Raw genomic sequence first — 25,114 nt, forward strand, 5'->3', positions numbered from 1 at the left:
TCGCCGCGGGTCCCGAACATCCCGGTGAACGTGCTGCGGAAGACCTCGGTGTCGTCGCGGTGCAGCTGGGCGCGCAGCCGCACCAGCCCGAGCCCGGGGCGGCTGCGCGAGAGCCGGGCGTCGAGGATCTCCATCGTGGCGCGCAGCTGGTCACCGGCGAACACCGGCGCGGGCCAGGCGATGTCCTCCCCGCCGGGCGAACCCAGCGAGGTGGCCCGTGCGAGCACCGAGTCGACGTAGAGGCGCATCCACAGGCCCGCGGTGAACCAGCCCGACGCCGCCACCGCGCCGAACCAGGACGCCGCGGCGGCCTCGGGGTCGACGTGGAAGGGCTGGGGGTCGAAGCGGCGGGCGAAGGCGACCATCTCGTCGCCGTCGACCACCGTGGAGCCCAGCTCGAACACCCGGCCCGGGGTGAGGTCCTCGAAGGCGAGCTCGGTCATGCCAGGGCGGCCAGTCCCGCCTCGGCCACCTCCTGGTCCTGCGAGTAGTGCCCGCCGCTGACGCCGATCGCGCCGACCACGGCCCCGGCGACCTGGATCGGGTAGCCGCCACCGAAGATCACCAGCCGGGCGATGCCGGTGGTCGCGCCGGCCGCGAGCGGGGCGTCGTCCTTGATGAAGTCGTGCCATCCGTGCGTCGGCATCCCGAACCCGACGGCGGTGTAGGCCTTGTCCTGCGCGACCTGCGTGGACAGCAGCGCCGCGCCGTCCATCCGGGAGAACGCCTTGAGGTTGCCGCCGGTGTCGGCGATCGCGATGCACATCGGGACGCCGATCTCGGCGGCCTTCGCCTCCGCGGCCGCGATCACGCGGTGCGCGGCGTCGGTGGTGATGGTCGGGTTGTCGACGGTGTCGGCCACGGTGCCTCCTGGGGTCGGGTGTCGATCACGTTATCGGTCGACGGCCCCGGCCAGCAGCGGCTCCATCATCACGCCCTCGTGCTTGCGCCGGATCGTCTCCATCCGCCACTTGTTGACGAACACCGCGAGCAGTGCGCCGTCGACCGACCGGTGCAGCACCTCGGTCTCGCTCTCCCGGTTCAGCACCTCGGCGCCGGCCTCGTCGGTGAGCCGGGCGACGGTGTAGTTCAGCTGCTCCAGCGTCACCGGCGCGCCGAACTCGTCGGTCAGCCGCGCGGTGACCACCTCGAACTGCAGCGGCCCGACGGCGGCCAGCACCGGGGCCTGGTCGCCACGGCGGTCGGAGCGCAGGACCTGGATGACGCCCTCGGAGTCGAGCTGGGAGATCCCGCGGCGGAACTGCTTGTAGCGGCCCGCGTCCTTGGCCCGGACCACCGCGAAGTGCTCGGGGGCGAAGCTGGGGATCGCCGGGAACTCGACCGGCTCGTCGGCGTAGAGCGTGTCGCCCGGCCGCAGCGCACCGGCGTTCACCAGGCCCACGATGTCGCCGGGGAACGCCTCCTCCAGCGTGGTGCGCTGCTGGCCGAACACCGCCTGCGCGTACTTCGTGGCGAACGGTTTCCCGGACCCGGCGTGGGTGAGCACCATGCCGCGCTCGAAGCGGCCGGAGTTGATCCGCAGGAAGGCGGTGCGGTCACGGTGGCTGCGGTCCATGCCGGCCTGCACCTTGAACACCAGGCCGGACAGCGGGCGGTCCAGCTCGCGCGGCTTCCCGTCGGCGTCCGGACGCGGGGCGGGGGCCGGGGCCAGGTCGACGAGCGCGTCGAGCAGCCGCCCGACGCCGATGCCGAGCCGGGCCGCGCCGAACAGCACCGGGGTGGCGGTGCCGGCGAGGTAGTCGTCCTCGTCGAACTGCGCGCCGATCTCGCGCAGCAGCTCCAGCTCGTCGACGACGGTCTCGAGGTAGAGCGGCTCCTCGGCGGCGGCCCGCTCGGGGTCGAGCACCTCGACCTCGCCCTTCGTCGCCCCACCCGCGGTGCGCGTGTAGCGGCGCAGCTCGCCCGTCGCGCACTCGACGACCCCGCGCAGGTCGCCCGCGATCCCCACCGGCCAGGTGACGGGCATCGGCCGCAGCCCGATCGTCTGCTCCACCTCGTCGAGCAGCTCGAGCGCCTCGCGGCCCGGGACGTCCCACTTGTTGACGAAGGTCAGCACCGGGATCTTGCGGCTGCGGCAGACGTCGAACAGCTTGAGGGTCTGCGCCTCCAGGCCCTTCGAGGCGTCGAGCAGCATCACCGCGGCGTCGACGGCGGCGAGCACCCGGTAGGTGTCCTCGGAGAAGTCGCCGTGGCCGGGGGTGTCGAGCAGGTTGATCACGTGGTCGCGGTAGGAGAACTGCAGCACCGCGGAGGTGATCGAGATGCCGCGGGCGCGCTCCATCTCCATCCAGTCCGACGTGACGCCCTTGCGCCCGGCCTTGCCGTGCACCGCGCCCGCCGAGTCGATCACCTCGGCGTGCAGGGCGAGCGCCTCGGTGAGCGTCGACTTGCCGGCGTCGGGGTGGGAGATCACGGCGAAGGTCCGGCGACGCAGGGCCTGTGCGGCGATCTCGCCGCTGGCGCGGGGGCGGGTGGGTGACTCGGTCATGGTGCCCACCAGGCTACGGCCGCCCCGCGAGTCCCCCGTTCCCCGCCCGCGAGTCCCCCGTTCCCCGCCCGCGAGTCCCCCGAATCACGCCCGCGAGTCCCCCGGACCCCGTGGCTGAGGTTCGGGCGACCCCTCGGGTGGCGGACACGCGGCACGGGGAACCCGGGAGGGGGCCGACGCCGGTCACCGGCGCCGGCGACGAACTGCAGTGGGGGGGCTCTACTCCGACCCGGTCGGAGTAGAGCCACCCCACTGCAACCCCGGAGTCGCGGCGGCCGTGCCGTGAGCGTGGAACCGGGCGGCCCTCGCCGGAGCCCGCGTCGGCGGCCGCCCGCGGCGGACGGGGCGGGAGGGCGCGGGCTCGAGTCGTACGACCTGGGGTCGCCGGCCGAGCAGCCGACGGGCCGACGTCCTCGCCCACGAGCTGATGAGCGGGGACTCGCCCACGGAATCCGGGGGACTCGCGCGCGGAGAACGGGGGACTCGCGCGCGGAGAACGGGGGACTCGCGGGGGTCAGGGGGTGAGGTGGTGCAGGGCCGCCTCGTGGAGCGCCCCGTTGCTGGACAGTCCGTCGCCGCCGGTGAACCCCTCGTCGCCGGACAGCGAGGTCAGCCGTCCGCCCGCCTCCCGCAGCAGCGGGACGAGGGCGGCGAGGTCCCACGGGCTCGCCCCGGCGTCGACGGCGAGGTCGATGGCACCCTCGGCGACCAGGCAGTGCTGCCAGAAGTCGCCGAAGGCGCGGGTCTCCCACACCGCCGCCCCGAGCCGCTCCCACCGCAATCCGAGCCCGCGGGAGTCGGTGGTGGAGACGTAGGCGTCGGCGAGGTCGGACACCCCCGACACCGCGATGCGCCGCGTACCGGCGGCGTCGCGGGTCCACGCCCCGGTGCCGGGCGCGGCCCACCAGCGCCGGCCCAGCGCCGGGGCGCTGACGACGCCGACCGTCGCGGTGCCGTGCTCGGTCAGCCCGATCAGCGTCGCCCACACCGGGACGCCGCGGGAGAAGTTCTTGGTGCCGTCGATCGGGTCGAGCACCCAGCCGCGTGCCGCCCCGTCGACGGTGCCGCCCTCCTCCTCGCCGAGGACGGCGTCGCCGGGCCGCTCGGCCGTGACCAGCGCCCGCAACGCCTCCTCGACGGCGGTGTCGGCGTCGGTGACGGGCGTGCGGTCGGGCTTGCGGTCGACGCGCAGATCGGCGGCGCGGAACCGGGCGAGGGTGATCGCGTCGGCGGTGTCGGCCATGCGCAGGGCCAGGTCGAGGTCGGAGTCGCTCACGGGAGGCAGTCTGCCGGGCCTACTGTGGCGGTCATGACCACCGTCCTGCTCGCCGAGGACGACGCCGCCATCGCCGAGCCGCTCTCCCGCGCCCTGACCCGCGAGGGCTACGCGGTCACGGTGGCCACCGACGGCGTCGCGGCGCTCGACCGGGTGCACGCCGGCCACGTCGACCTGCTGGTGCTCGACCTGGGGCTGCCCGGGATGGACGGCCTGGAGGTCTGCCGCCGGGTCCGGCTGCACCAGCCCGACCTGCCGGTCCTCATGCTCACCGCGCGCACCGACGAGGTCGACTTCGTCGTCGGCCTCGACGCGGGCGCCGACGACTACGTCGGCAAGCCCTTCCGGCTCGCCGAGCTGCTGGCCCGGGTCCGGGCGCTGCTGCGCCGGCTCACCCCGGAGGCCGTCGAGGTGGCCGGGGTGCGGATGGAGCTGTCGGGGCGCCGCGTGCTCGTCGACGGGGCGGAGGTCAACCTGGCCAACAAGGAGTTCGAGCTGCTGCGGGTGCTGCTGCTGCGCGCCGGGCAGGTCGTCACCCGCGAGGAGATCCTGCGCGAGGTGTGGAACGACCCGGAGATGAAGACGTCCAAGACGCTGGACATGCACATGTCGTGGCTGCGCCGCAAGATCGGCGGGGAGCGGCGGATCGCCACCGTCCGCGGTGTCGGATTCCGCTTCAACACCGACTGACCCGTGCGCCGCCGCATCCTGCAGTCGACGCTGCTGGTCGTCGCGCTCACCGCACTGGTGCTCGGCGGCCCGCTGGCGATCACCACCTGGCAGCTCGTCGACGACTTCGACCGGGCCGAGCTGACCTCGCGCCTGGAGCAGGTCGCGACGCGGCTGGAGGGACCCGGGTCCGCCGTCGACATCGCCGGGCTGGAGCTGGCCGTGCCCACCGGCGGGCGGCTGACCCTGGAGCAGGCCGGGCGCCCGCCGCTGGTGATCGGCGACGACGTGGGCGCGGACCCGGTCGTGGAGACGCTGCCGATCGGGTCGGGCGGCACGATCACCCTGGAGGAGCCGCGGGCCGTGCTGCTCAGCCAGCAGGTGCAGGTGACGCTGGTCGTGCTGTTGCTCGTCGTGCTCTCGGTGGCCACGGGCACCGTCGTGGCCACGCTGACGGCCCGGCGCCTGGCCGAGCCGCTGCGCGACGTCGCCGACCGCGCCGCCCGGCTGGGCGCGGGCGACTTCCGCTCCGCGCCCGCCCGGCACGGCATCCCCGAGCTCGACGCCGTCTCCGAGGTCCTCGACACCTCCGCCGTCGCGCTCGCCGAGCTGGTGCAGCGCGAGCGTCAGCTCGTCGGCGACGTCTCCCACCAGCTGCGCAGCCGGCTCACCGCGCTCCAGCTGCGCCTGGACGAGCTGGCCACCCACCCCGATCCCAGCGCCCGCTCCGAGGCCCTGGCCGCGCTCGACCAGGCCGAGAAGCTGGCCGCCGTCCTCGACGAGCTGCTGGAGGCCGCCCGCGCCGCCCGTGCCGCGGGCGCCGAGCCGCTGGACCTGCGGGCCGGGTTGGAGGCCGTCGCCCAGGAGTGGCGCCCGGCGCTGCGGGCAGCCGGGCGCGGGCTCAAGGTGCGGGTGCCCGACGGCATGCGGGCGCGGGTCACGCCCGCGCGCATCCGCGAGGCGGTGGGCGCGCTGCTGGACAACGCGCTGCGCCACGGCGCCGGCACCGTCGTGCTGGCCGTGCGGGCCACGGAGAAGAGCGTGGTCGTCGAGGTCACCGACGCCGGGGACGGCGTGCCGGAGGAGCTGGTCGCGCACGTGTTCGAGCGCGGCGTGTCGGTCGGGTCCTCGACCGGGATCGGGCTGGCGCTGGCCCGCGCGCTGGTGGAGGCCGACGGCGGGCGCCTGGAGCTCTCCCGCGCCCGGCCCCCGACGTTCACGATCTTCCTGCCGGCCGCCCGCGCGGACGACGTCGTCGCACCGGCGGCGCGGCGGGCGAGCAGCCCGCGTTAGCCCTGGTCGGGCCGGCGCCGCACCTGCTCGTCGGGGAAGACGAAGCGGCGGAAGGCCCACCAGCGGAACGCCATCCCGAGCAGCACGCCCACGATCTGGCCGCTGACGAAGTCGGCGACCTCCTGGGTGAACAGGCTGACGTCGGGCACCGACAGGTGCAGCAGGTAGCGCGAGACGGCCAGCGGAGCGGTGTAGACGGCCACGCCGATGCCGCTGACCAGGAAGAACAGCGCCGCCTCGTGGTGGGTCTCGCGCCCGCCGCGGGTGCGGAAGGACCACTCCCGGTTGAGCACGTAGGACGCGATGGTGGCCACCAGCACCGCGATCACCTTCGCGGTGAGCGGCTTCTCGACCAGCACGGTGTTCTTCAGGAGCAGGAACACCGCCGTGTCGATGACCCAGGTGGTACCGCCGACCATCGCGAACTTGATCAGCTCGCGGTGCCGGATCGCGACGGAACGGTAGGGCTGGGGGATCTGGGCCAGCACCGACTCGACGACGGACACCCGGTGAATCGTGCCAGAGCCCCACGCTGGGTAGGCTCCCGGCACCGTGAACCCTCTCCCCGTCGTCGGCATGGTCGGTGCCGGCCAGCTCGCCCGGATGACCCACCAGGCCGCCATCGCGCTCGGCCAGTCGTTGCGGGTGCTCGCGGCGGGCAGCGGCGAGCCCGCCGCGCAGGTGTGCGCCGACGTCCGCCCCGGCGCCGCCGACGATCTCGCCGCCGTCCGGGCGTTCGCCGCGGGCTGCGCCGCGGTCACCTTCGACCACGAGCAGGTGCCGCAGGAGGTCCTGCGCGCGCTGGTCGCCGACGGCGTCACCGTCCACCCCGGCCCGGACGCCCTGCTGTTCGCCCAGGACAAGCTGGTGATGCGCCGCAGACTGAGCGGGCTGGGCGCCGCGGTCCCCCCGTTCGCCCCGGTGGAGCGCGCCGCCGACGTGACGGCGTTCGCGGCGGAGCACGGCCTGCCGGTCGTGCTCAAGGCCGTCCGCGGTGGGTACGACGGGCGCGGTGTGTGGATGCTGCGCGAGCCCGACGACGCGCTCGTCGACGAGCTGCTCGCCGCCGGCACGCCGCTGATGGTCGAGCAGGCGGTGCCGCTGCGCCGCGAGCTGGCCGCGCTCGTCGCCCGCTCGCCCTACGGTCAGGCCTCGGCGTGGCCGGTGGTCGAGACCGTGCAGGAGGCCGGGCAGTGCGTGCAGGTGCTCGCCCCCGCCCCCGGGCTCGACGAGGAGGTGGCCGCCGGGGCGCAGCGCCTGGCCCTGCGCCTGGCCGACGCGCTCGGCGTCACCGGGCTGCTGGCCGTCGAGCTGTTCGAGCGGACGGACGGCGTGCTGCTGGTCAACGAGCTGGCGATGCGGCCGCACAACTCCGGGCACTGGACGATCGAGGGCGCGCGGACCTCGCAGTTCGAGCAGCACCTGCGCGCCGTCCTGGACTACCCGCTCGGCGCCACCGCCCCCACCGCCGCCGCGGTGGTGATGGCCAACGTGCTGGGCGCGGCCGCCCCCGTCGCGATGGCCATGGACGAGCGGGTGCACCACCTGTTCGCGCGGTTCCCCGACGTGAAGGTGCACCTCTACGGCAAGACCGAACGCCCCGCGCGCAAGATCGGTCACGTGACGGTGCTCGGCGACGACATGGCCGGCGTCCGGCACCGCGCGGCGCTGGCGGCGCACTGGCTCTCCACCGCGGAATGGTCCGACGGCTGGTCGATCCACACCCCGCAGGAGGCGGCACGTGCCTGACCCGATCGTCGGCGTGATCATGGGCAGCGACTCGGACTGGCCCGTGATGGAGGCCGCCGCCGACGCGCTCGCCGAGTTCGACGTCCCCTTCGAGGTGGGGGTGTACTCCGCGCACCGCACGCCCCAGCGCATGCTCGACTACGCCCGTGACGCCGCGGGCCGCGGCCTGCGCGTGATCGTCGCGGGGGCGGGCGGGGCGGCGCACCTGCCCGGGATGGTCGCCTCGGCGACGCCGCTGCCGGTGATCGGCGTCCCGGTCCCGCTGGCCCGGCTCGACGGCCTGGACTCGCTGCTGTCGATCGTGCAGATGCCGGCGGGCGTGCCGGTGGCCACGGTGTCGGTGGGCGGGGCGCGCAACGCCGGCCTGCTCGCCGTGCGGATCCTCGCGGCCGCCGATCCCGCGCTGCGGGCCCGGATGGAGACCTTCCAGGTCGACCTGCACGACTCCGTCCTGGCCAAGGACGCCGCCCTGCGGGCGCTGGTCCGGCGCACCTGAAACCCAGTGTCACCCGTTCGGGTGACGACCGAATCGTGATCCGGCCCGAACAACCGTGACGACAGACGCAGGAGAATGATTTCCGGAATCCCCGGATCTCCCGGCGTGAATTAAGTTCCTTGCTATTCTGGGAACGGCGTCCGGCTTCGGAGTCCCGTGCAATGCGCGATATCCCACCGTTCGTGGTGGATCCCGACGACATCGGGGTGCTGCAGGAATGGGCCGCGGCCGGAACGGTCGGTGCGGCCGTGGCCCGGCGGGCCCGCATCGTCCTCGGTTCGGCCGATGGTCGGGGTTCCACGGCGCTGGCCGCCGAACTCGGCTGCTCCCCGCAGACCGTCCTGACCTGGCGTGAGCGCTACCGGGCCGAGGGTCTCGCCGGGCTGCAGGATGCTCCGCGACCCGGCCGTCCGGTGTCCGTCGATCCCGCCGCGGTCGTCGAGCGGACGCTGCGGGTGCCGCCGCCGCGGCTGCGCGCACCGCGGTGGTCGAGCCGGCTGCTGGGTGCGGAGCTCGGGGTGAGCAACGTGGCGGTGGCGAAGGTGTGGCGGAGCTGGGGCATCAGCCCGCTCGACGGCGGGCTGGTCAGGCTGGCCACCGACCCGCCGCTCGACCGGCCGCTCGCGGGCGTGGCCGGGATCCACATCGACGCCGCCGACCGCGTGCTGGCGGTGATCGCCACGGACCGGCCGGGGAGCCTGCCGCTGCGGGACCGTCCGCGGCTGGGTGCGCGGTTGGACGACCTCGACCACGGCGGTGCCGTCAACGCGGCGGGTCTCGCCCACCTGCTGCATCGGCTCGACGCCGTCCCGGGTGAGCGGATCCGCCTGCTGGTGGACCGCGCGACGCCGGAGCTGGCGCGGGTCGAACGGCGCGGCGGGCGGATCCACGTCGCGCCGGCGGGCCTGGCCTGGGCCCGGTTCGTGCGGGTCGCGGTGGTCCTCGCGGGCTCCACGGAGCACGGGGCGGCCTCGGTGGCGGCGCTGCGTCGCGCGGTCGTCGAGCACACGCCGGGCCGTCCGCTGCGGTGGGTCGCACCGGATCCGATCGTCGTCGAGGGCGGACCGGTCGACCCGGCCCGTGAACCCTGACCCCGGCGGAGCCGGCTCGGTGGCGGGCGCACGGGCCCTCCTCGATCGGTGCACCCCGGCCGGCCGGGGGCGGCGAGTCGCCCGCCGCGGGAGGTCGGGCTCCGCGCGGGCCGCCGACCCCGCACACCCCGTCGACAGCTTGACGCAAATGAGTTGCAACAGAATCGAAGGTTTTTACTTCACGATTTCGCCGGCGAATAGCCGTATCGGGTCGCACCCTCCGAATCGCAGGGGTCGTTGCCCGGTTGTCGACCCGTTCCGGGTCGTCCATGAGGAGTCAGGTGCGCAGGCACCGTCGCCCGGGCCGGATTCCCAGCCGGTGCTCGGGAAAGGATGGAAGATGTCCCAAACCCCACGCAGGCGTCGGGCGGGCACGGCAATGATCGTCGCCGGCACCGCGGTCGCCGCCACCGCCCTCGCGCTGGTGCCCGCCGGCGCCGCGAGCGCATCCTCCCACCGTGAGGCCCCGCTCATCGCGGACGCCCCCGCCTACGACAACACCGACGTGTACGCGTTCGTCTCCCCGGAGAGCCCGGACAAGGTGACGTTCGTGGCCAACTGGTTCGGCCTCCAGGAGCCGAACGGTGGCCCGACGTTCTACCCGTGGGCCGACGACGCCTACTACAACATCAAGATCGACTCCGACGGCGACGCGGTGGCCGACACCACCTACCGCTACGAGTTCACCACCGACGACGAGGCGCAGCAGAACACGTTCCTCTACGCCAACGGCCCGGTGGAGAGCCTCGACGACGAGAACCTGCTGTTCAAGCAGTACTACACGCTGACGAAGATCGACGCCTACGGCAAGGAGACCGTGGTCGCCGAGGGCCAGGCCGCACCGTCGAACACCGGGCCCGCGTCGGTCCCGGACTACGACGCGCTGATCGAGGACGCCACCGAGCCCGTGGGCAAGGACGGCAAGACCTTCGTCGGCCAGATCGAGGACCCGTTCTTCCTCGACCTGCGCGTGTTCGACCTGCTCTACGGCGGCGACCTGTCCGAGGTCGGCCAGGACACCCTCGCCGGCTACAACGTCAACACCACCGTGCTGGAGGTGCCGATCGACGAGGTCGCGCTCAACGGCAACGGCACGGACAACCCGGTCATCGGCGTGTGGAGCACCACCGACCGGGCCGCCAACGTCACCTTCGGTGGCGGTGTCGAGGAGTCCTCCGGCGACTACGTGCAGGTCTCGCGCCTGGGCAACCCGCTGGTCAACGAGGTCGTCATCCAGGTCGGCCTGAAGGACGCGTTCAACGCGATCGGCCCGGACGTCGACGCCACGATCCCGGCGGTCGTCGAGCGGGTCACCGACCCCGAGGTCCCGAAGCTCGTCGAGGCGATCTACGGCATCCCGGCCCCGGCCACCCCGCGCAACGACCTGGTCGAGATCTTCCTGACCGGCATCGCGATCGACGCACCCACGCTCGACGGTTCCGCCGCCCCGATCGCGGCCGACCTGAACAGCCAGATCCTCAACGCCGACGCCGACCCGAAGACGTTCGTGCCCTCGGAGATGCTGCGGCTCAACACCGCGATCAAGGAGCCGACCACCCTGGCCGGTGAGCCGACCCGGGCCAGCCGCCTCGGCGTGTTCGGCGACGACATCCAGGGCTTCCCGAACGGGCGCAGGCTCGCCGACGACGTCGTCGACATCGGCCTGCTCGCCCTGCAGGGCGCTGCCCTCGACCCCGCCGTGGTCTCCGGCCCGCTGGCCGGTGGCGACGAGGTCGACACGAACGACGCCGAGTTCAACGACCGGTTCCCCTACGTCGTGGCGGCCAGCAACCTCAACGTCAACGACGAGGCGAACAGCCAGGGCGACGGCACCGTCGCCCAGGGGCGCGACGGCGCGCCCGCGACCGGCGGCGCCGCTCCCAGCGGCTCCGGCGGCGGTGGCATGTTCGACTTCCTCGGTGACCTGCTCCCCGGCGTCATGACGGGCGCTGCGGGCATGGTGCTGATCGGCGCCGGGGCCACCCGGCACCTGCGTCAGAAGTGATCGGCTGACACCGCTCGGTCGTTGATCCACCCGAGATCCCCGGAGGGTCCGGCTCCGTTCCGAGCCGGACCCTGCGGGGTCCCGAACGAGAAGGTCGTCCCCATGACCGGTGAGCCCCGTTCGAGGGTCCCCGCCCTGCTCGTCGTGCTCGGGGTCCTGTTGCTGGTCGGCACGGTGGCAGGGCTGCTGACCGGTCGCGACACCCGCACCTCCCCGGTCGCCTCGGCGCCGGTGTCCCAGCCGTCCGCCCTGGACCAGACGATCCAGCGCGCACAGGTCGCGCTACGACGTACCCCCGAGAACGCGCCGCTGTGGGCGCAGCTGGGCGCCTCCTACGTCGAGAAGGCCCGTGTCTCCGGGGATCCGATCTACTACGGCCAGGCCCAGGGCGCGCTCGAGCGGTCGCTGGCCGTCGAACCGGACGGCAACGGCGAGGCGCTGATCGGACTGGGCCAGCTGGCCAACGCCCGCCACGACTTCGCCGCCGCCCGCGACCTGGGCGAGCAGGCCCGTGAGCTGCGTCCCTACACCGGCGCGGTCTACGGCGTGCTGGCCGACGCCTACACCCAGCTCGGTGACACCGCGGCCGCCTCCGCCGCCGTCGAGTCCATGCTCGGCGTGGACCCCGGCCTGGCCGCGTTCACCCGGGCGTCCTACGACCTGGAGCTGCACGGCAGGGTGGACGAGGCCCGGCAGGCCATGCAGCGAGCCCTGTCCTCCGCGCTCAGCCCCGCGGACGTCGCCTTCTGCCGCTACTACCTCGGCGAGCTGGCCTGGAACAGCGGTGACGTCGACGGGGCGGCGGAGCACTACGCGGCCGGCCTGGCCGCAGCCCCGGGCGACGTCGCGCTCACCCAGGGACAGGCCAAGGTCTCGTGGGCCCGGGGCCGGGTCGACGACGCGCTGGCGACCTACGCCGACCTCACCAACCGCGTGCCGCTGCCGCAGTACCTGCTGGAGTACGGCGAGCTGCTGGAATCGGCCGGGCGCGTCGACGAGGCCCGCGCCCAGTACGAGGTGCTCGCCGCGGCGCAGCGGCTCTACGCCGCGGAGGGCTCCACCGACGACCAGGTCGCGGCGCTCGTCGCGGCCGACCACGGTGACCCGGCCGAGGCGCTGCGCCTCGCGCAGGGGGAGTGGGACCGCAGGCAGAGCATGTTCAGCGCCGACGCCCTGGCCTGGGCGCTGCATGTCAACGGCCGCGACGCCGAGGCCCTGCCCTACGCCGAACTGGCATCGGCGACCGGCTGGCGCAACGCGACCCACGCCTATCACCGCGGCATGATCCTGGCCGGGCTCGACCGTCGCGAGGACGCGGTCGCCGCACTGGGCGAGGCGCTGGCGACCAACCCGAACTTCCATCCGCTGCACGCCCCCGTCGCCGCCTCGACCCTCGCCCGGCTGGAGTCGGGCGCGTGAGGGCGCTGCGCCGCGCCGCGGTACTGATCGGCACCGTCGTGGCACTGCTCGTCGTGCCGGTCGCGGTGGCGCAGGCCCATCCGCTGGGGAACTTCACCGTCAACCACTACGCCGGGCTGACGCTGCGGGCCGACGGCGTCGACGTGCTCGCCGTGCTGGACACCGCGGAGCTGCCCACCGTGCAGCAGCGCGCGACGGTCGACACCGACGCCGACGGCACGGTGTCGCCCGCCGAGGCCGCCGCGCACGCCGCGTCCGAGTGCGCGGCCCGCGTGGTGCTCACCTCGATCGCGGTCGACGGGGCCACGATCCCGCTGACCGTCGCGGCGTCATCCGCGGAGTTCCCCGTCGGCGAGCAGGGGCTGGCGACCACGCGGGTGACCTGCCGGTTCACCGGCCCCGCCGACCTGTCCGCGCCCGCCGTCGTCGTCTACACCGACGGGTTCCGCGTCGACCGGATCGGCTGGCGCGAGATCACCGCCACCGGTGACGGTGTGCGGATCGCGGCGTCCGACGTGCCGGGGGCGAGCACGTCGCAGGAGCTGCGGGCGTACCCGGAGGACCTGCTGGCGAGCCCGCTCGACCAGCGCTCGGCCCGGATCGAGGTGGCGCCGGGCCGGGGGTCCGCCGGGCCGCTGGCCGCGCTCCCGCCGACCGGGGTCGGCTGGCTCGACCGCGTGCTCGGTCAGGCCGAGGACGTCCTGTCCGGGCTCGCCGCCCGGCCCGCGCTGACCCCCGTCGTCGGCACGCTCGCCGTCCTGCTGTCGCTGCTGCTCGGAGCGTCGCACGCGATGCTGCCCGGGCACGGCAAGACGATCATGGCGGCGTACCTCGCCGGCAAGCAGGGCACGCGGCGCGACGCGGTCGTCGTGGGCGCGGCGGTGACGGTCACCCACACCGCAGGCGTGCTGGTGTTCGGGCTGCTGCTGGTGGCCGTCGCCGCGTTCGCGCCGCTGCGGGCGATGATGTGGCTCGGCGTCGTCAGCGGGTTGCTCGTGGCGGCCGTGGGCGCCGTCCTCCTCCGCACCGCGGTGGCGCGGCGTCGCGAGCTCGCCGCGGTGCCGGCCGCCCAGCGCGTCGGGGTGCTGGTCGGCGTGGGGGTGGGCGGAGCGCGCACGGGCCACGGCCACGGCCACGGCCACGGTCACGGCCACGGTCACGGTCACGGTCACGGTCACGCGGAGGATCGGTGGAGCCGCGCGAGCCTCGTCGGCATGGGGATGGCCGGTGGGCTGGTGCCCAGCCCCACCGCCCTGCTGGTTCTGCTCGGCGCGGTGAACCTGGGGCGCACGTGGTTCGGTGTCGCGCTGGTGATCTGCTACGGCCTCGGTATGGCCGGCACGCTCACCGCGGCCGGGCTGCTGCTGGTGTCGGTGCGCGACCGCATCGCCCGGATGGAACGCACCCGCGCCTGGCGGGACCGCGCAGGCCGGTTCGTCGGCGTGCTGCCGGTCGCCACCGCGGTCCTCGTCCTCGTCGTCGGGATCGGGCTGGCGCTGCGCAGCCTCTCCGGCGTCTGATCCCCGCAACCCCAGGAGAAACCGGTGCGCCGTCTCGTCATCCCCCTCGGCCTGGCCGTGGCCGTGCTCGCAGGCTGCTCGTCGGGGCCGGAGCTCGGCCCGGTGTTCGACGACGAGGCGGGCGCGAACGTGAGCTGCCTCGTGCACCAGACCGGGGAGCCGGGCGCGTTCTACACCGAGGCGGAGACACGCGAGACCGGCCGGGTGCTCGCGCTGATGAGGTACTACACGCAGTTCGGGGCCCTGCCGTTCTGCGACGGCGCTCCCGCGGGCGACGCCGACCGGGCCTGGGCGCAGGTGTACCTCGACCTCGGCGGCCCCGCGGAGAACGTGCCCACTCCACTCGCCGGGAATTGACGTGGCGCGCCCCCGCGGTGCGGTCGTAGGGTGGGGTCACACGTGAGAGGAGGTGGTCCAGCGTTGAGTAGCAACCGGACTCGTGAGGTGGCTGTCCGCTAGCACCTGAGGACGAAGATCCGACCGCGTGGAATGCCGGTAGGTGCCGGCGAGTCCCAGGCAGTCACCAGTGGTCCCCGGGCCCGAGCCCGTCCAGCTCGGCTTGCGCATCCGATGATGCGGCCCGGGGATCACCCATGTCCGGGGTCCGGGCCCTACGGGGCCGCGCCGCGCTCGAGCCGGCCGACCGCGATCTCCAGGCGCTCGGCGACGCCGAGCAGCCCCTCGTCGGCGGGGAGCAGGTCGGCGACGCGGCGGAAGCGGCCGCGGTAGGCGTCGAGCCGGTCGGCCGGGGCGCCGTCGGCGAGCCAGGCGCGCAGGGCCAGGTTGTGCGCCGCGACGACCGCCGCCCCGATGACGGCGGCGCGCAGGTCGCCGTCGGCCTCCCCGGCGAAGCGGGTGCGCAGGTAGCGGGTGAACAGGCGGCGGTAGTGGTCGACGCTGGCCGACTCGCGGTCGCGCAGGACCGCCACGTCGTGGGTGAGCCGGAAGCGGTCGACGGAGAGCGCGGGGTCGTCGGTGTAGAGGTCGAACACGGTCTCGCCCGCGCGCAGCACCAGGCTCGGCACCGGCTCGTCGGGGTGCGCGGTCTCGAAGACCTCCGCGATGCGGGCGAGCGCGGTCTCGTGGTCGGGCGAGATCGCGTCCTCCTTGCTGCGGAAGTAGCGGAAGAACGTGCGCCGCCCGACGCCCGCGGCCGCCGTGATGTCGTCGACGGTCGTCTCGTCGTAGCCGCGGTCGCGGAACAGCGCCACCGCGGCGGCCACCAGATCGCGCCGCACCTCGGCCCGGCCCTCGACGGACCGGCCTCTCCGCGTGGCGCCTGTCATGGCACGCAGGGTAACAGCGAGCTTGCCGAACGGCACGCAGTGCCGTTACGATCCGCGACATGAACTCCGACTTCGACAGCTACCGGCTCAGCGACGAGCACGAGGCCCTCCGCGACGCCGTGCGCACGCTGGCCGAGAAGGAGATCGCGCCGTACGCGGCGGAGGTCGACGAGCAGGGCCGCTACCCGGTCGAGGCCCAGGAGGCCCTGACCAAGGCGGGCTTCCACGCCATCACGATCCCCGAGCAGTTCGGCGGCGAGGGCGCCGACGAGCTCGCCGGCTGCATCGTGATCGAGGAGGTCGCCCGGGTCTGCGCGTCGTCCTCGCTGATCCCCGGCGTCAACGGGCTCGGGCTCACCCCGATCCTGCTCTCGGCCTCCGACGAGCTCAAGCAGCAGGTCTTCCCGTCGATCGCCTCCGGCGAGGCGATGATCAGCTACGCCCTCTCGGAGCGCGAGGCCGGCTCCGACGCCGCCGCGATGAAGACCCGCGCGGTGCGCGACGGCGACGACTGGGTGCTCAACGGCACCAAGTGCTGGATCACCAACGCCGGGGTCTCCACCTGGTACACGGTCATGGCCGTCACCGACCCGGAGAAGAAGGCCAACGGCATCTCGGCGTTCGTCGTGCACAAGGACGACCCGGGCTTCGAGGTCGGCCCCAAGGAGCGCAAGCTCGGCATCAACGGCTCGCCCACCCGCGAGATCTACTTCCAGAACTGCAGGATCCCCGGCGACCGGATCATCGGCGCCGAGGGCACCGGGTTCAAGACCGCGCTGCAGACCCTCGACCACACCCGGCCCACGATCGGGGCCCAGGCCGTCGGCATCGCCCAGGGCGCGCTGGACGTCGCGATCTCCTACGTCAAGGAGCGCAAGCAGTTCGGCAAGCACCTCGCCGAGTTCCAGGGCCTGCAGTTCATGATCGCCGACATGGCCATGAAGGTGGAGTCGGCCCGCCAGCTGGTCTACGTCGCCACCTCGCGCGCCGAGCGCGGCGAGCCCGGGCTGGGCTTCATCTCCAGCGCCGCCAAGTGCCTGGCCTCCGACGTCGCCATGAGCGTGACGACCGACGCGGTGCAGCTGCTCGGCGGCGCGGGCTACACCCGGGACTTCCCGGTGGAGCGGATGATGCGCGACGCGAAGATCACCCAGATCTACGAGGGCACCAACCAGGTCCAGCGCCTGGTGATGGCCCGCGCACTGCTGCGCTGACTGATCGCCAGAAGTGGTCGCCGGGTGTCGCGGGTGACACCCCACGACCACTTCCGGTGATCTTCCCGGCCCCTCACACCCGCCGCCCGTCGCGGTGAGCGTGGGTTGACGCGCGTGACACCTGGACCGGACCCGTCCGTAACGGGGTCTGCCTAGCGTCGCCGTCGACGAGGCCGACGACGGAAAGAGGACCCGGTGACCACCACCGACCAGGAGTTGCCCCAGGCACGATCGCCGCTGGCCGGGCGCTGGATCGACCACTGGGACCCGGAGGACACCGTGTTCTGGGAGCGCACCGGTGCGAAGATCGCGCGCCGCAACCTGTGGTTCTCGATCCTGTCCGAGCACATCGGGTTCTCGATCTGGACGATGTGGTCGGTGCTGGTGCTGTTCATGGGCCCCGAGTACGGCATCGACGCGGCGGGCAAGTTCTTCCTGGTCGCCGTGCCGACGCTGGTCGGGGCGATCCTGCGGCTGCCCTACACGTTCGCGGTGGCGCGCTTCGGCGGGCGCAACTGGACCGTCGTGTCCGCGCTGCTGCTGCTGGTCCCCACGATCCTGGCGGCGATCGTCATGCAGCCGGGCACCCCGTACTGGGTGTTCATCGCGGTCGCGGCGGTCGGCGGGCTCGGCGGCGGCAACTTCGCCTCGTCGATGGCCAACATCAACACCTTCTACCCGGAGCGGAAGAAGGGCTGGGCGCTGGGCCTCAACGCCGGGGGCGGCAACATCGGCGTCCCGGTCATCCAGCTGATCGGCCTGCTGATCATCGCGACGGCGGGCACCGCGGCGCCGCGCGTCCTGCTCGGCGTCTACATCCCGCTGATCCTGCTCGCCGCCGTGCTGGCCGCGGTGAAGATGGACAACCTGACCTCGGTGCGCAACGACACCGGCGCCTTCCGGGAGTCGATCCAGGAGGGCCAGACCTGGGTGATGTCGTTCCTCTACATCGGCACCTTCGGCTCGTTCATCGGCTACAGCTTCGCGTTCGGGCTCGTCCTGCAGAACCAGTTCGGACGCACCCCGCTGGAGGCCGCGGCCGTCACGTTCATCGGCCCGCTGCTGGGCTCGCTGATCCGACCGGTCGGGGGCACGCTGGCCGACCGGCTCGGTGGCGCCCGCGTCACCTTCTGGAACTTCCTCGCGATGGTGGCGGCCACCGCGGTCATCATCGGGGCCTCGGCGATCGACTCGCTGGGCCTGTTCACCGCCGGTTTCGTGCTGCTGTTCGTGCTCACCGGGCTGGGCAACGGCTCGACGTACAAGATGATCCCGGCGATCTTCCGCGGGCAGGCGAGGGTGGCCGTCGCCGCGGGCGGCGACGAGGCCGCGGCGATGCTGCGGGCCCGGCGGATCTCCGGCGCGGTCATCGGCATCGCGGGCGCGGTCGGGGCGCTGGGCGGGCTGTTCATCAACCTGGCGTTCCGCCAGTCGTTCCTGACGACGCAGACCGGCGACACGGCCTACTGGTCGTTCCTTGCGTTCTACGTGGTGTGCGCCGTCGTCACCTACGTGGTGTACCTGCGGCCCGCCCCGGCCGACGCCACCGCGCCCCGGGCGGCCTACGCGGGCGTCTGAGCGTTCACAGGAGCACATTTCCGGCCGGGTTCACGCAGCGTGAGAATCTCACTCTGCGTGAACCCGGCCGGCGCCGTTCAGTTGAGCGGCCGCGTGCCCTCGGGCAGCGCCCCGCCCGCGAGGAGGTCCTTCGTCAGGTCGGCCAGGTGGGTCAGCGCGGAGCGCTGCGTCCACGGGCCGAACGAGATGCGCGCGACGCCGAGCTCGGCCAGCCGCGCCTGCGGCAGCGAGCCGGGCACGTTGATCACGCTGACCTTCCGCTCGCCGATGCCCTCGACGAGCGCGACGACCGTCGGCTCGTCGAGCTTGCCCGGCACGAACACGCACGCCGCGCCCGCGTCGACGAACGCGCGGCCGCGCTCGATCGCGTCCGCCAGCACGTCGGCCCGGTCGCGGTCGCCCGCCTTGAGGAAGGCGTCGGTGCGGGCGTTGAGGACGAAGTCGACGCCCTCGGCCTCGCCCGCCTTCACCGCGGCGGCGACGGCGGCGACGGAGTCGGCCAGCGGCTGCATGCGGTCCTCGAGGTTGGCCCCGACGATGCCGACGCCGATCGCGCGGCGCACGGTCTCACCCGCGTCGCCGTAGCCGCTCTCCAGGTCGGCGCTCACCGGGATGTCGACGGCGGCGGCGATGCGGCCCACCATGTCGATCATCAGGTCGCGGGGGATCTGCTCCCCGTCGGGGTAGCCCAGCGTCGCGGCGATGGAGTGGCTGGCGGTGGCGAGGGCCTTGCTGCCCTGGTCGGCGACGACCCTGGCGGTGATCGCGTCCCAGACGTTGACGACGACGAGGACCTCGGGATCGGTGTGCAGGCGCCGCAGCTGGGCGGCCTTCTCGGAGAGGGTCACGCTGCGCAGGCTACGTGGGACGCGCCGGGCCGCCGGTGTCGCGGCGCTCACCGCCCCCACCCGCCGATGTGCGGTGGGCGTAACCGCGGCGTCATTCGGGGCCGCACGTCCGTAACGGCCGGTACCTACCGTCCCCGACATGAGGGAACTCGTCGTCATCGGCAACGGGATGGTCGGGCACCGGCTCGTCCAGGCCCTGTGCGACCGCGACTCCACCGGGGCGTGGCACGTCACCGTGCTGGGGGAGGAGGCGCGGCCCGCCTACGACCGGGTCGCGCTGTCGTCCTACGTGGACGGGGTCAGTGCCGAGGACCTGACGCTGCCGGGGCTCGCCGTGGACCTGCACCTGGGCGACCCGGCCGTGGCGATCGACCGCGACGCCCGCCGCGTGACCACCGAGGGCGGACGCGTGCTGCCCTACGACGCGCTCGTGCTCGCCACCGGCTCGGTACCGTTCGTGCCGCCGGTGCCGGGGCGCGACCTGCCGGGCTGCTTCGTCTACCGCACCCTCGACGACCTCGACGCGATCAAGGCCGCCGCCGCGGACGCCGTGGCCCGGCCCGGGCCCGGCAGGCGCTCGGCGGTCGTCGTCGGCGGGGGGCTGCTCGGGCTGGAGGCCGCGCGGGCGCTGCGCTCGCTCGGGCTCTCGCCGCAGGTCGTCGAGATCGCGCCGCGGCTGATGCCGGTGCAGGTCGACGAGGGCGGCGGGGCCCTGCTGCGGCGGCTCGTCGAGTCCCCATCGGGATCACACGCAGGGCTCGCCGTCCGGTGCGGGGTCTCGGTCGAGGGCATCGTGCGCGACCGCGACCGGCTCGTCGCGACCCTCTCCGACGGCGTCGAGCTCGACGCCGACGTCGTCGTCTTCTCCGCGGGCATCCGTCCCGCCGACGCCCTGGCCCGCGCGGCCGGGCTGGTGACGGGGGAGCGCGGCGGGGTGTTCGTCGACGACCGCTGCCGGACCTCCGACGAGCACGTGTGGGCGATCGGCGAGGTGGCGGCGCTGCAGGGCCGCACCTACGGGCTGGTCGCCCCGGGCTACGCGATGGCCGAGGTCGTGGCCGACCGGCTGCTCGGCGGGCGGGCGACGATGACGCCCGCGGAGCTGGACATGTCGACCCGGCTCAAGATGCTCGGCGTCGACGTGGCCAGCTTCGGCGACGCCCAGGCCACCACCCCGGGCGCGCTGGAGGTCGTCGTCAACGACCCGGTGGCCGGGACCTACGCCAAGCTGGTGATCTCCGACGACGCGCGCACGCTGCTCGGCGGGGTGCTCGTCGGCGACGCGTCGCGCTACGCCGCGCTGCGCCCGCTCGTCGGCTCGCCGCTGCCCGCCGACCCGGTGGCGCTGATCGCGCCCGGCGGGGTCGAGCTGGGGGCCGACGCCCTGCCGGACTCCGCGCAGATCTGCTCCTGCAACGCCGTCACCAAGGGCGCGATCGGGCAGGCGATCGCGGACGGGGCCGACACGGTGCCGGCGCTCAAGGCGTGCACGAGGGCCGGCACCAGCTGCGGGTCGTGCGTGCCGCTGCTGAAGAAGCTGCTGATCGACTCCGGCGTGCAGGTCTCGACGGCGCTGTGCGAGCACTTCGGGCAGTCCCGGGCCGAGCTGTTCGAGATCGTGGCGGGCACGGGGATCCGGACGTTCTCCGAGCTGGTGTCGCGCTTCGGCCGGGGGCGGGGCTGCGACATCTGCAAGCCCGCCGTGGCCTCGATCCTGGCGTCGCAGGGGGCGGGCCACGTGCACGACGGCGAGCAGGCCGCCCTGCAGGACACCAACGACCACTTCCTGGCCAACCTGCAGCGCAACGGCACCTACTCGGTGGTGCCGCGGCTGGCGGGCGGCGAGGTCACGCCCGAGGGGCTCATCGTCATCGGCGAGGTGGCCCGCGACTTCGGGCTCTACACCAAGATCACCGGGGGGCAGCGGATCGACATGTTCGGCGCCCGCGTCGAGCAGCTGCCCGCGATCTGGCGCCGCCTCGTCGACGCCGGGTTCGAGTCCGGGCACGCCTACGGCAAGTCGTTGCGCACGGTGAAGTCCTGCGTCGGGACGACCTGGTGCCGCTACGGCGTGCAGGACTCCGTGGGGCTCGCGGTGGCGCTGGAGCTGCGCTACCGGGGGCTGCGGGCGCCGCACAAGCTCAAGTCCGGGGTGTCGGGGTGCGCGCGCGAGTGCGCGGAGGCGCGCAGCAAGGACTTCGGGATCATCGCCACCGAGGAGGGCTGGAACCTCTACGTGGGCGGCAACGGCGGGTTCACCCCGCGCCACGCCGAGCTGCTGGCGTCCGACCTCGACACCGAGACGCTGGTCCGCTACCTCGACCGCTACCTCATGTTCTACGTCCGCACCGCCGACCGGCTGCAGCGCACCGCCCCGTGGATCGAGTCGCTCGAGGGCGGGCTCGACCACCTGCGCGCGGTCGTCGTCGAGGACTCGCTCGGCATCGGCGCCGACCTGGAGGCCGCCATGGAGGCCCACGTGGGCAGCTACGCCGACGAGTGGCGCGGGGTGCTGGAGGACGAGGAGAAGCTGAGCCGCTTCGTCAGCTTTGTCAACGCCCCCGACACGCCCGACCCGCTGGTGCGGACCCGGGAGGAACGCGGGCAGCCGGTGCCGGTCGCGCTGGGGATGCCGGGGGTGGGGGCATGACCGCGGTGGAGACGTCCGTCCACTGGACGACGGTCTGCCCGCTCGGGCGGCTGCTGCCGGAGCGGGGGGTCGCGGCGCTGGTCGGCGACGTCCAGGTGGCGATCTTCCGGCTGCACGACGGCTCGGTGCGTGCCGTGGGCAACGTCGACCCGTTCTCCGGGGCCGCGGTGATCTCGCGCGGGATCGTCGGCGACCGGGGCGGTGTGCCGACCGTCGCGTCGCCGGTCTACAAGCAGGTGTTCGGCCTCCTCGACGGGCGGTGCCTCGACGACGCGGACGTGTCGCTGCCCACCTACCCGGTGCGGATCCGGTACGGGCACCTGGACGTCGGGCTACCGTGGTAGCCGCCGTGCCGACCACCACCGCTGCTCCGTTCGCCGACGTCCCGCCGCTGGCCGGCTTCACCGTCGGTGTCACCGCCGCGCGCCGGGCCGAGGAGCTGGGCACGATGCTGGAACGCCGCGGGGCCAGCGTGCTGCACGGGCCCGCGCTGCGGATCGTCCCCGTCGCCGACGACACCGACCTGCAGGCCGCCACCCGCGACCTCATCGCGCACCCGCCCGACATCACCGTCGCCACCACCGGCATCGGCTACCGCGGCTGGGTCGAGGCCGCCGACGGGTGGGGGCTCGGCGAGGACCTGCTGGCCGCACTGGGGTCCGGGGTGCTGCTCGCCCGCGGCCCGAAGGCCCGCGGCGCGATCCGGGCCTCCGGGCTGGTCGACGCGTGGTCACCGCCCTCGGAGTCCTCGGCCGAGGTGCTGGAGTACCTGCTCGCGGGGCCGCTGGAGGGCAGGCGGATCGCGGTGCAGCTGCACGGCGAGCCGCTGCCCGACGTCGTCGAGGCGCTGGAGATCGCGGGCGCGTCGGTCGTCCAGGTGCCGGTGTACCGGTGGCTGCCGCCCGCCGACCTCGGCCCGCTCGACCGGCTGCTCGACGCCGTGCTCGGCGGCTCCGTCGACGCGCTCGCCTTCACCAGCGCCCCCGCCGCGGCCAGCCTGCTCGCCCGCGCCGCCGAGCGCGGCGTGCGCGACGGCCTGCTCGCCGCCCTGCGCGGGCCGGTGCTGGCGCTGTGCGTCGGGCCGGTCACCGCGGCGCCGCTGGAGGCCGTGGACGTCCCGACGGTGCAGCCGCAGCGCTCCCGCCTGGGCGCGATGGTGCGCACGCTGGAGGCCGAGATGCCCGACCGCGCCCGGCGGCTCCCCGTCGCCGGTCACCGCGTCGAGCTGCGCGGGCACGCCGTGCTCGTCGACGGGCGGCTGCGGGCGGTACCGCCCGCCGGGATGGCGCTGCTGCGCAGCCTCGCCCGCCGTCCGGGACGCGTGGTGGCCCGCGCCGACCTGCTCCGCGCGCTGCCCGGCGGCGGCGACGACGAGCACGCCGTGGAGACCGCGATGGCGCGGCTGCGGTCCGCGCTCGGCGAGCCGAAGCTGGTGCAGACCGTCGTCAAGCGGGGCTACCGGCTCGCGCTCGACCCGGCGGGCGGCACCGTGCTCGGCGGGCACTGCGTGCACGGGGACGGCGCGTGAACCTGCTGCTCGTCGCCCACGGCACCCGCGACCCGGCCGGGGCCGTCGTCACCGAGGAGGTGGCCGGGCGGGTCCGGCGTGCCCTCGGCGTGCGCGTCGAGCCCTGCTACGTCGACGTGCGCCGGCCGACCCCGGCCGACGCGCTCGCCACGCTGCCCGGGCCGTGCGTGGCCGTCCCGATGTTCCTGGCCGCGGGCTACCACGTGCGCGTCGACGTGCCCTCGCAGATCCGCGCCACCGGGCGGTCCGACGTGCGGATCGGCGGGACGTTCGGCCCCGATCCCGCCCTCGTCGGCGCGGCGGCCGACCGGCTGCGCACCGCGGGCCTGCGCGACGGCGACGCGGTCGTGCTCGCCGTCGCGGGGTCGAGCGACCCGTTCGCGCAGGCCGACGGCGAGCGCGCGGCCCGCAGGCTGGGGCGGTCGCTGGGCCGGCCCGTCACCCTCGCCACGATCGCCACCGGCGGACCGCGGGTGGGCGAGGCGGTCGCCGCGCTGCGCGCCGGCGGTGCCCGGCGGGTGGCGGTGGCGTCCTGGCTGCTCGCACCGGGGCTGTTCCAGCGCACGCTCGACGACTGCGGCGCCGACGTCGTCGGGGCCCCGATCGCGGCGCACGACGCCGTCGTCGAGCTGGTCGTGGACCGCTACCGGGCGGCACTGGGCCACGGGGCGGCGCGGCTGCGCACGGCGTAACCCGCCCCCAACCCGCCCCGCCCGCCGCGCACGCCCCGCCCTCATTGCAGTGGGGTGGCTTCACTCCAATGAGATGGCAGTAAAGCCACCCCACTGCAACGCGGGGCGGGGCGGGCGGGCGGGGTGGGCGGGCGCGGGGTGCGGGGGCGTCAGCGGTGGGGGCGGGGGAGGCGGCCGTTCTCCAGCAGGACGCCCTCGGCCCGCAGCCGCGCGCTCTGCTCCCGGGCGACCTGCGGGGCGCACGTCCCGTCGGCGCGCAGCACCCGGTGCCAGGGCAGGTCGTGGCCGTCCTCGGCGAGGATCCGGCCGACGAGCCGGGCGCGGCCGGGCAACCCGGCACGGGCGGCGACCTCGCCGTAGCTCGACGTCTCGCCCGCCGGGATGGCGCGCACGACCTCCCGGACCCGCTCGAGCGCCGCCTCGTCGATCACCGCAGGAACGCGCCGACGAGCCCGGCGACCTCGGCGGTGCGCTCCAGGAACACCATGTGCCCGGCGTCGACCGGGGCGACGGTGAGGTCGTCGCCGAGCGCCGCACGGCAGGCGTCGACCCAGGCGGGGGCGACGAACTCGGCCTTCGTGGCGGGGACCAGCAGCGTCGGGCCCACCGGTGTGACCGCCGGGCGGGCCATCTCGCCCCACGCCGCGACGACCGCGGCCCGGGAGTAGCGGTAGCGCAGCCGGTCGCCGTCGGGGACGAGGTGCGCGGCCAGCTCGGCCTCGACGAGCTCGTCGGCGATGCCCTCCCAGCGCTGCGCGCGGTCGGCGCGGGCGGCGTCGAGGTCGGGGTAGGACTCGTCGGCGCGGGTGTCCTCCGCGGTCTCCAGCATGTCGGCGGCGTCGAGGCCGATGGCGGGGTCGAGCAGCACGAGCCGCTCGACGCGCTCGGGCGCGGTGCGCGAGAGGTGCACGGCGATGGCGCCGCCGAACGAGTGGCCGATGACCGGGACGCGGTCGAGGCCCTCGGCGTCGAGGACGGCGAGCAGGTCCTCGACGTGCTGCTCCAGGCCCCACGGCGGGGTCCACGGGGACCGGCCGTGGCCGCGCAGGTCGACGCCGATCAGGCGGTGGCCGGGCAGCGCGTCGGCGAGGACCCGCCAGCGCTCCCCGTGACCGGTGACGCCGTGCAGGGCCAGGACGGGCGAGCCGTCGCCGAAGGAGTGCCGGTGCAGCGTGCTCACGGTGGGATCCTCGCACGTGCGGTCCGACGGGAACGGCAGCAAAGCCACTCTGCCGCCGGCTCCTGGCAGCACCGTGGCTGTGCTGCCACCCCGCGCCGGGACTGTCGGGGT

The 25,114-nt window shown here is 74.3% G+C and carries 24 protein-coding genes; 15 read left to right on the top strand and 9 right to left on the bottom strand.

Annotation, left to right across the window (positions count from 1 at the left end):
* The 4 genes from PHY01_RS22220 to PHY01_RS22235 all read right to left on the bottom strand — a co-directional run.
* On the bottom strand, positions 1 to 443 hold a 443-nt coding region (locus PHY01_RS22220; protein ID WP_141281510.1), incomplete at its 3' end, for a MaoC family dehydratase.
* A complete protein-coding gene (locus tag PHY01_RS22225) occupies positions 440 to 862 on the bottom strand; it encodes a GlcG/HbpS family heme-binding protein (RefSeq protein WP_141281512.1) in 423 nt (140 codons plus the stop codon). The genes PHY01_RS22220 and PHY01_RS22225, both read right to left, overlap by 4 nt.
* A 30-nt stretch (positions 863 to 892) precedes the next feature.
* Positions 893 to 2,509, bottom strand: a complete 1,617-nt coding sequence (locus PHY01_RS22230) for a peptide chain release factor 3 (RefSeq protein ID WP_141281514.1) — start codon at positions 2,507 to 2,509, stop codon at positions 893 to 895.
* Positions 2,510 to 3,023: 514 nt separating this feature from the next.
* Positions 3,024 to 3,752 (bottom strand): inositol monophosphatase family protein, encoded by a 729-nt coding sequence (locus PHY01_RS22235; RefSeq protein ID WP_141281605.1) that lies wholly within the window; start codon positions 3,750 to 3,752, stop codon positions 3,024 to 3,026.
* Positions 3,753 to 3,818: 66 nt separating this feature from the next.
* Here PHY01_RS22235 and PHY01_RS22240 point away from each other — a divergent pair, with 66 nt between their 5' ends.
* Positions 3,819 to 4,475, top strand: coding sequence for a response regulator transcription factor (locus tag PHY01_RS22240; RefSeq protein WP_141281516.1), 657 nt, complete (start codon positions 3,819 to 3,821; stop codon positions 4,473 to 4,475).
* A gap of 3 nt (positions 4,476 to 4,478) precedes the next feature.
* Positions 4,479 to 5,747, top strand: coding sequence for an ATP-binding protein (locus PHY01_RS22245; protein WP_141281518.1), 1,269 nt, complete (start codon positions 4,479 to 4,481; stop codon positions 5,745 to 5,747).
* On the opposite strand, the gene PHY01_RS22250 is transcribed toward PHY01_RS22245, so the two are convergent.
* Positions 5,744 to 6,253 carry a GtrA family protein gene (locus tag PHY01_RS22250; protein ID WP_141281519.1) on the bottom strand — a complete coding sequence of 170 codons (510 nt, stop codon included), beginning with the start codon at positions 6,251 to 6,253 and terminating at the stop codon, positions 5,744 to 5,746. The two genes, PHY01_RS22245 and PHY01_RS22250, sit on opposite strands and share 4 nt — an antisense overlap.
* A 46-nt stretch (positions 6,254 to 6,299) precedes the next feature.
* On the opposite strand from PHY01_RS22250, the gene PHY01_RS22255 reads away from it, so the two are divergent.
* The 7 genes from PHY01_RS22255 to PHY01_RS22285 all read left to right on the top strand — a co-directional run bounded on the left by PHY01_RS22255 (position 6,300) and on the right by PHY01_RS22285 (position 14,384).
* Positions 6,300 to 7,496 (top strand): 5-(carboxyamino)imidazole ribonucleotide synthase, encoded by a 1,197-nt coding sequence (locus PHY01_RS22255; RefSeq protein ID WP_281283695.1) that lies wholly within the window; start codon positions 6,300 to 6,302, stop codon positions 7,494 to 7,496.
* Positions 7,489 to 7,992 carry a 5-(carboxyamino)imidazole ribonucleotide mutase gene (gene purE / locus PHY01_RS22260; RefSeq protein ID WP_174824150.1) on the top strand — a complete coding sequence of 168 codons (504 nt, stop codon included), beginning with the start codon at positions 7,489 to 7,491 and terminating at the stop codon, positions 7,990 to 7,992. The genes PHY01_RS22255 and purE overlap by 8 nt, the downstream gene beginning before the upstream one ends.
* A 182-nt stretch (positions 7,993 to 8,174) precedes the next feature.
* Positions 8,175 to 9,083, top strand: a complete 909-nt coding sequence (locus PHY01_RS22265; protein WP_170183929.1) for a helix-turn-helix domain-containing protein — start codon at positions 8,175 to 8,177, stop codon at positions 9,081 to 9,083.
* A gap of 340 nt (positions 9,084 to 9,423) precedes the next feature.
* Complete coding sequence (locus PHY01_RS22270; RefSeq protein ID WP_141281523.1) at positions 9,424 to 11,088, top strand: DUF4331 domain-containing protein; 1,665 nt, start codon at positions 9,424 to 9,426, stop codon at positions 11,086 to 11,088.
* A 102-nt stretch (positions 11,089 to 11,190) separates the two neighbouring features.
* Positions 11,191 to 12,507, top strand: coding sequence for a tetratricopeptide repeat protein (locus PHY01_RS22275; RefSeq protein ID WP_141281525.1), 1,317 nt, complete (start codon positions 11,191 to 11,193; stop codon positions 12,505 to 12,507).
* Complete coding sequence (locus PHY01_RS22280) at positions 12,504 to 14,027, top strand: High-affinity nickel-transporter (protein WP_246086076.1); 1,524 nt, start codon at positions 12,504 to 12,506, stop codon at positions 14,025 to 14,027. The genes PHY01_RS22275 and PHY01_RS22280 overlap by 4 nt, the downstream gene beginning before the upstream one ends.
* A gap of 24 nt (positions 14,028 to 14,051) precedes the next feature.
* A complete protein-coding gene (locus tag PHY01_RS22285) occupies positions 14,052 to 14,384 on the top strand; it encodes a hypothetical protein (RefSeq protein ID WP_141281527.1) in 333 nt (110 codons plus the stop codon).
* 254 nt (positions 14,385 to 14,638) lie between these two features.
* Here the strand turns inward: PHY01_RS22285 and PHY01_RS22290 are convergent, their stop codons facing one another.
* Complete coding sequence (locus PHY01_RS22290; RefSeq protein ID WP_141281529.1) at positions 14,639 to 15,313, bottom strand: TetR family transcriptional regulator; 675 nt, start codon at positions 15,311 to 15,313, stop codon at positions 14,639 to 14,641.
* Between the two features lie 59 nt (positions 15,314 to 15,372).
* On the opposite strand from PHY01_RS22290, the gene PHY01_RS22295 reads away from it, so the two are divergent.
* Both PHY01_RS22295 and PHY01_RS22300 read left to right on the top strand, forming a co-directional pair.
* Positions 15,373 to 16,527, top strand: a complete 1,155-nt coding sequence (locus tag PHY01_RS22295) for an acyl-CoA dehydrogenase family protein (protein ID WP_141281531.1) — start codon at positions 15,373 to 15,375, stop codon at positions 16,525 to 16,527.
* Positions 16,528 to 16,722: 195 nt separating this feature from the next.
* A complete protein-coding gene (locus PHY01_RS22300) occupies positions 16,723 to 18,105 on the top strand; it encodes a nitrate/nitrite transporter (protein ID WP_246086077.1) in 1,383 nt (460 codons plus the stop codon).
* 77 nt (positions 18,106 to 18,182) lie between these two features.
* Here PHY01_RS22300 and PHY01_RS22305 read toward each other — a convergent pair whose 3' ends face one another.
* Entirely contained in the window at positions 18,183 to 18,953 is a 771-nt protein-coding gene (locus tag PHY01_RS22305) for an isocitrate lyase/PEP mutase family protein (RefSeq protein ID WP_246086078.1), read from the bottom strand.
* A gap of 139 nt (positions 18,954 to 19,092) precedes the next feature.
* Between PHY01_RS22305 and nirB the strand changes: the two genes are divergently transcribed.
* Genes nirB through PHY01_RS22325 form a run of 4 tightly spaced genes read left to right on the top strand, consistent with a single transcriptional unit; the run spans position 19,093 to position 23,823 of the window.
* The gene (gene nirB / locus PHY01_RS22310; RefSeq protein ID WP_141281535.1) at positions 19,093 to 21,603 is read left to right on the top strand and encodes a nitrite reductase large subunit NirB; all 2,511 of its coding nucleotides are present in this window, start codon (positions 19,093 to 19,095) and stop codon (positions 21,601 to 21,603) included.
* The gene (gene nirD, locus PHY01_RS22315) at positions 21,600 to 21,947 is read left to right on the top strand and encodes a nitrite reductase small subunit NirD (protein WP_141281537.1); all 348 of its coding nucleotides are present in this window, start codon (positions 21,600 to 21,602) and stop codon (positions 21,945 to 21,947) included. The genes nirB and nirD overlap by 4 nt, the downstream gene beginning before the upstream one ends.
* Before the next feature lie 5 nt (positions 21,948 to 21,952).
* Positions 21,953 to 23,131, top strand: a complete 1,179-nt coding sequence (locus PHY01_RS22320; protein WP_218030284.1) for a uroporphyrinogen-III synthase — start codon at positions 21,953 to 21,955, stop codon at positions 23,129 to 23,131.
* Positions 23,128 to 23,823, top strand: coding sequence for a sirohydrochlorin chelatase (locus PHY01_RS22325; protein ID WP_141281541.1), 696 nt, complete (start codon positions 23,128 to 23,130; stop codon positions 23,821 to 23,823). Before PHY01_RS22320 ends, PHY01_RS22325 begins: the two co-directional genes overlap by 4 nt.
* Positions 23,824 to 23,972: 149 nt before the next feature.
* Here the strand turns inward: PHY01_RS22325 and PHY01_RS22330 are convergent, their stop codons facing one another.
* A complete protein-coding gene (locus PHY01_RS22330; protein ID WP_141281615.1) occupies positions 23,973 to 24,251 on the bottom strand; it encodes an MGMT family protein in 279 nt (92 codons plus the stop codon).
* The gene (locus tag PHY01_RS22335; protein ID WP_141281543.1) at positions 24,251 to 25,003 is read right to left on the bottom strand and encodes an alpha/beta fold hydrolase; all 753 of its coding nucleotides are present in this window, start codon (positions 25,001 to 25,003) and stop codon (positions 24,251 to 24,253) included. The genes PHY01_RS22330 and PHY01_RS22335 overlap by 1 nt, the downstream gene beginning before the upstream one ends.
* Positions 25,004 to 25,114 lie beyond the last annotated feature (111 nt).

It is taken from the genome of Pseudonocardia hydrocarbonoxydans, assembly GCF_006539565.1.
In the GTDB taxonomy this organism is placed as follows: domain Bacteria; phylum Actinomycetota; class Actinomycetes; order Mycobacteriales; family Pseudonocardiaceae; genus Pseudonocardia; species Pseudonocardia hydrocarbonoxydans.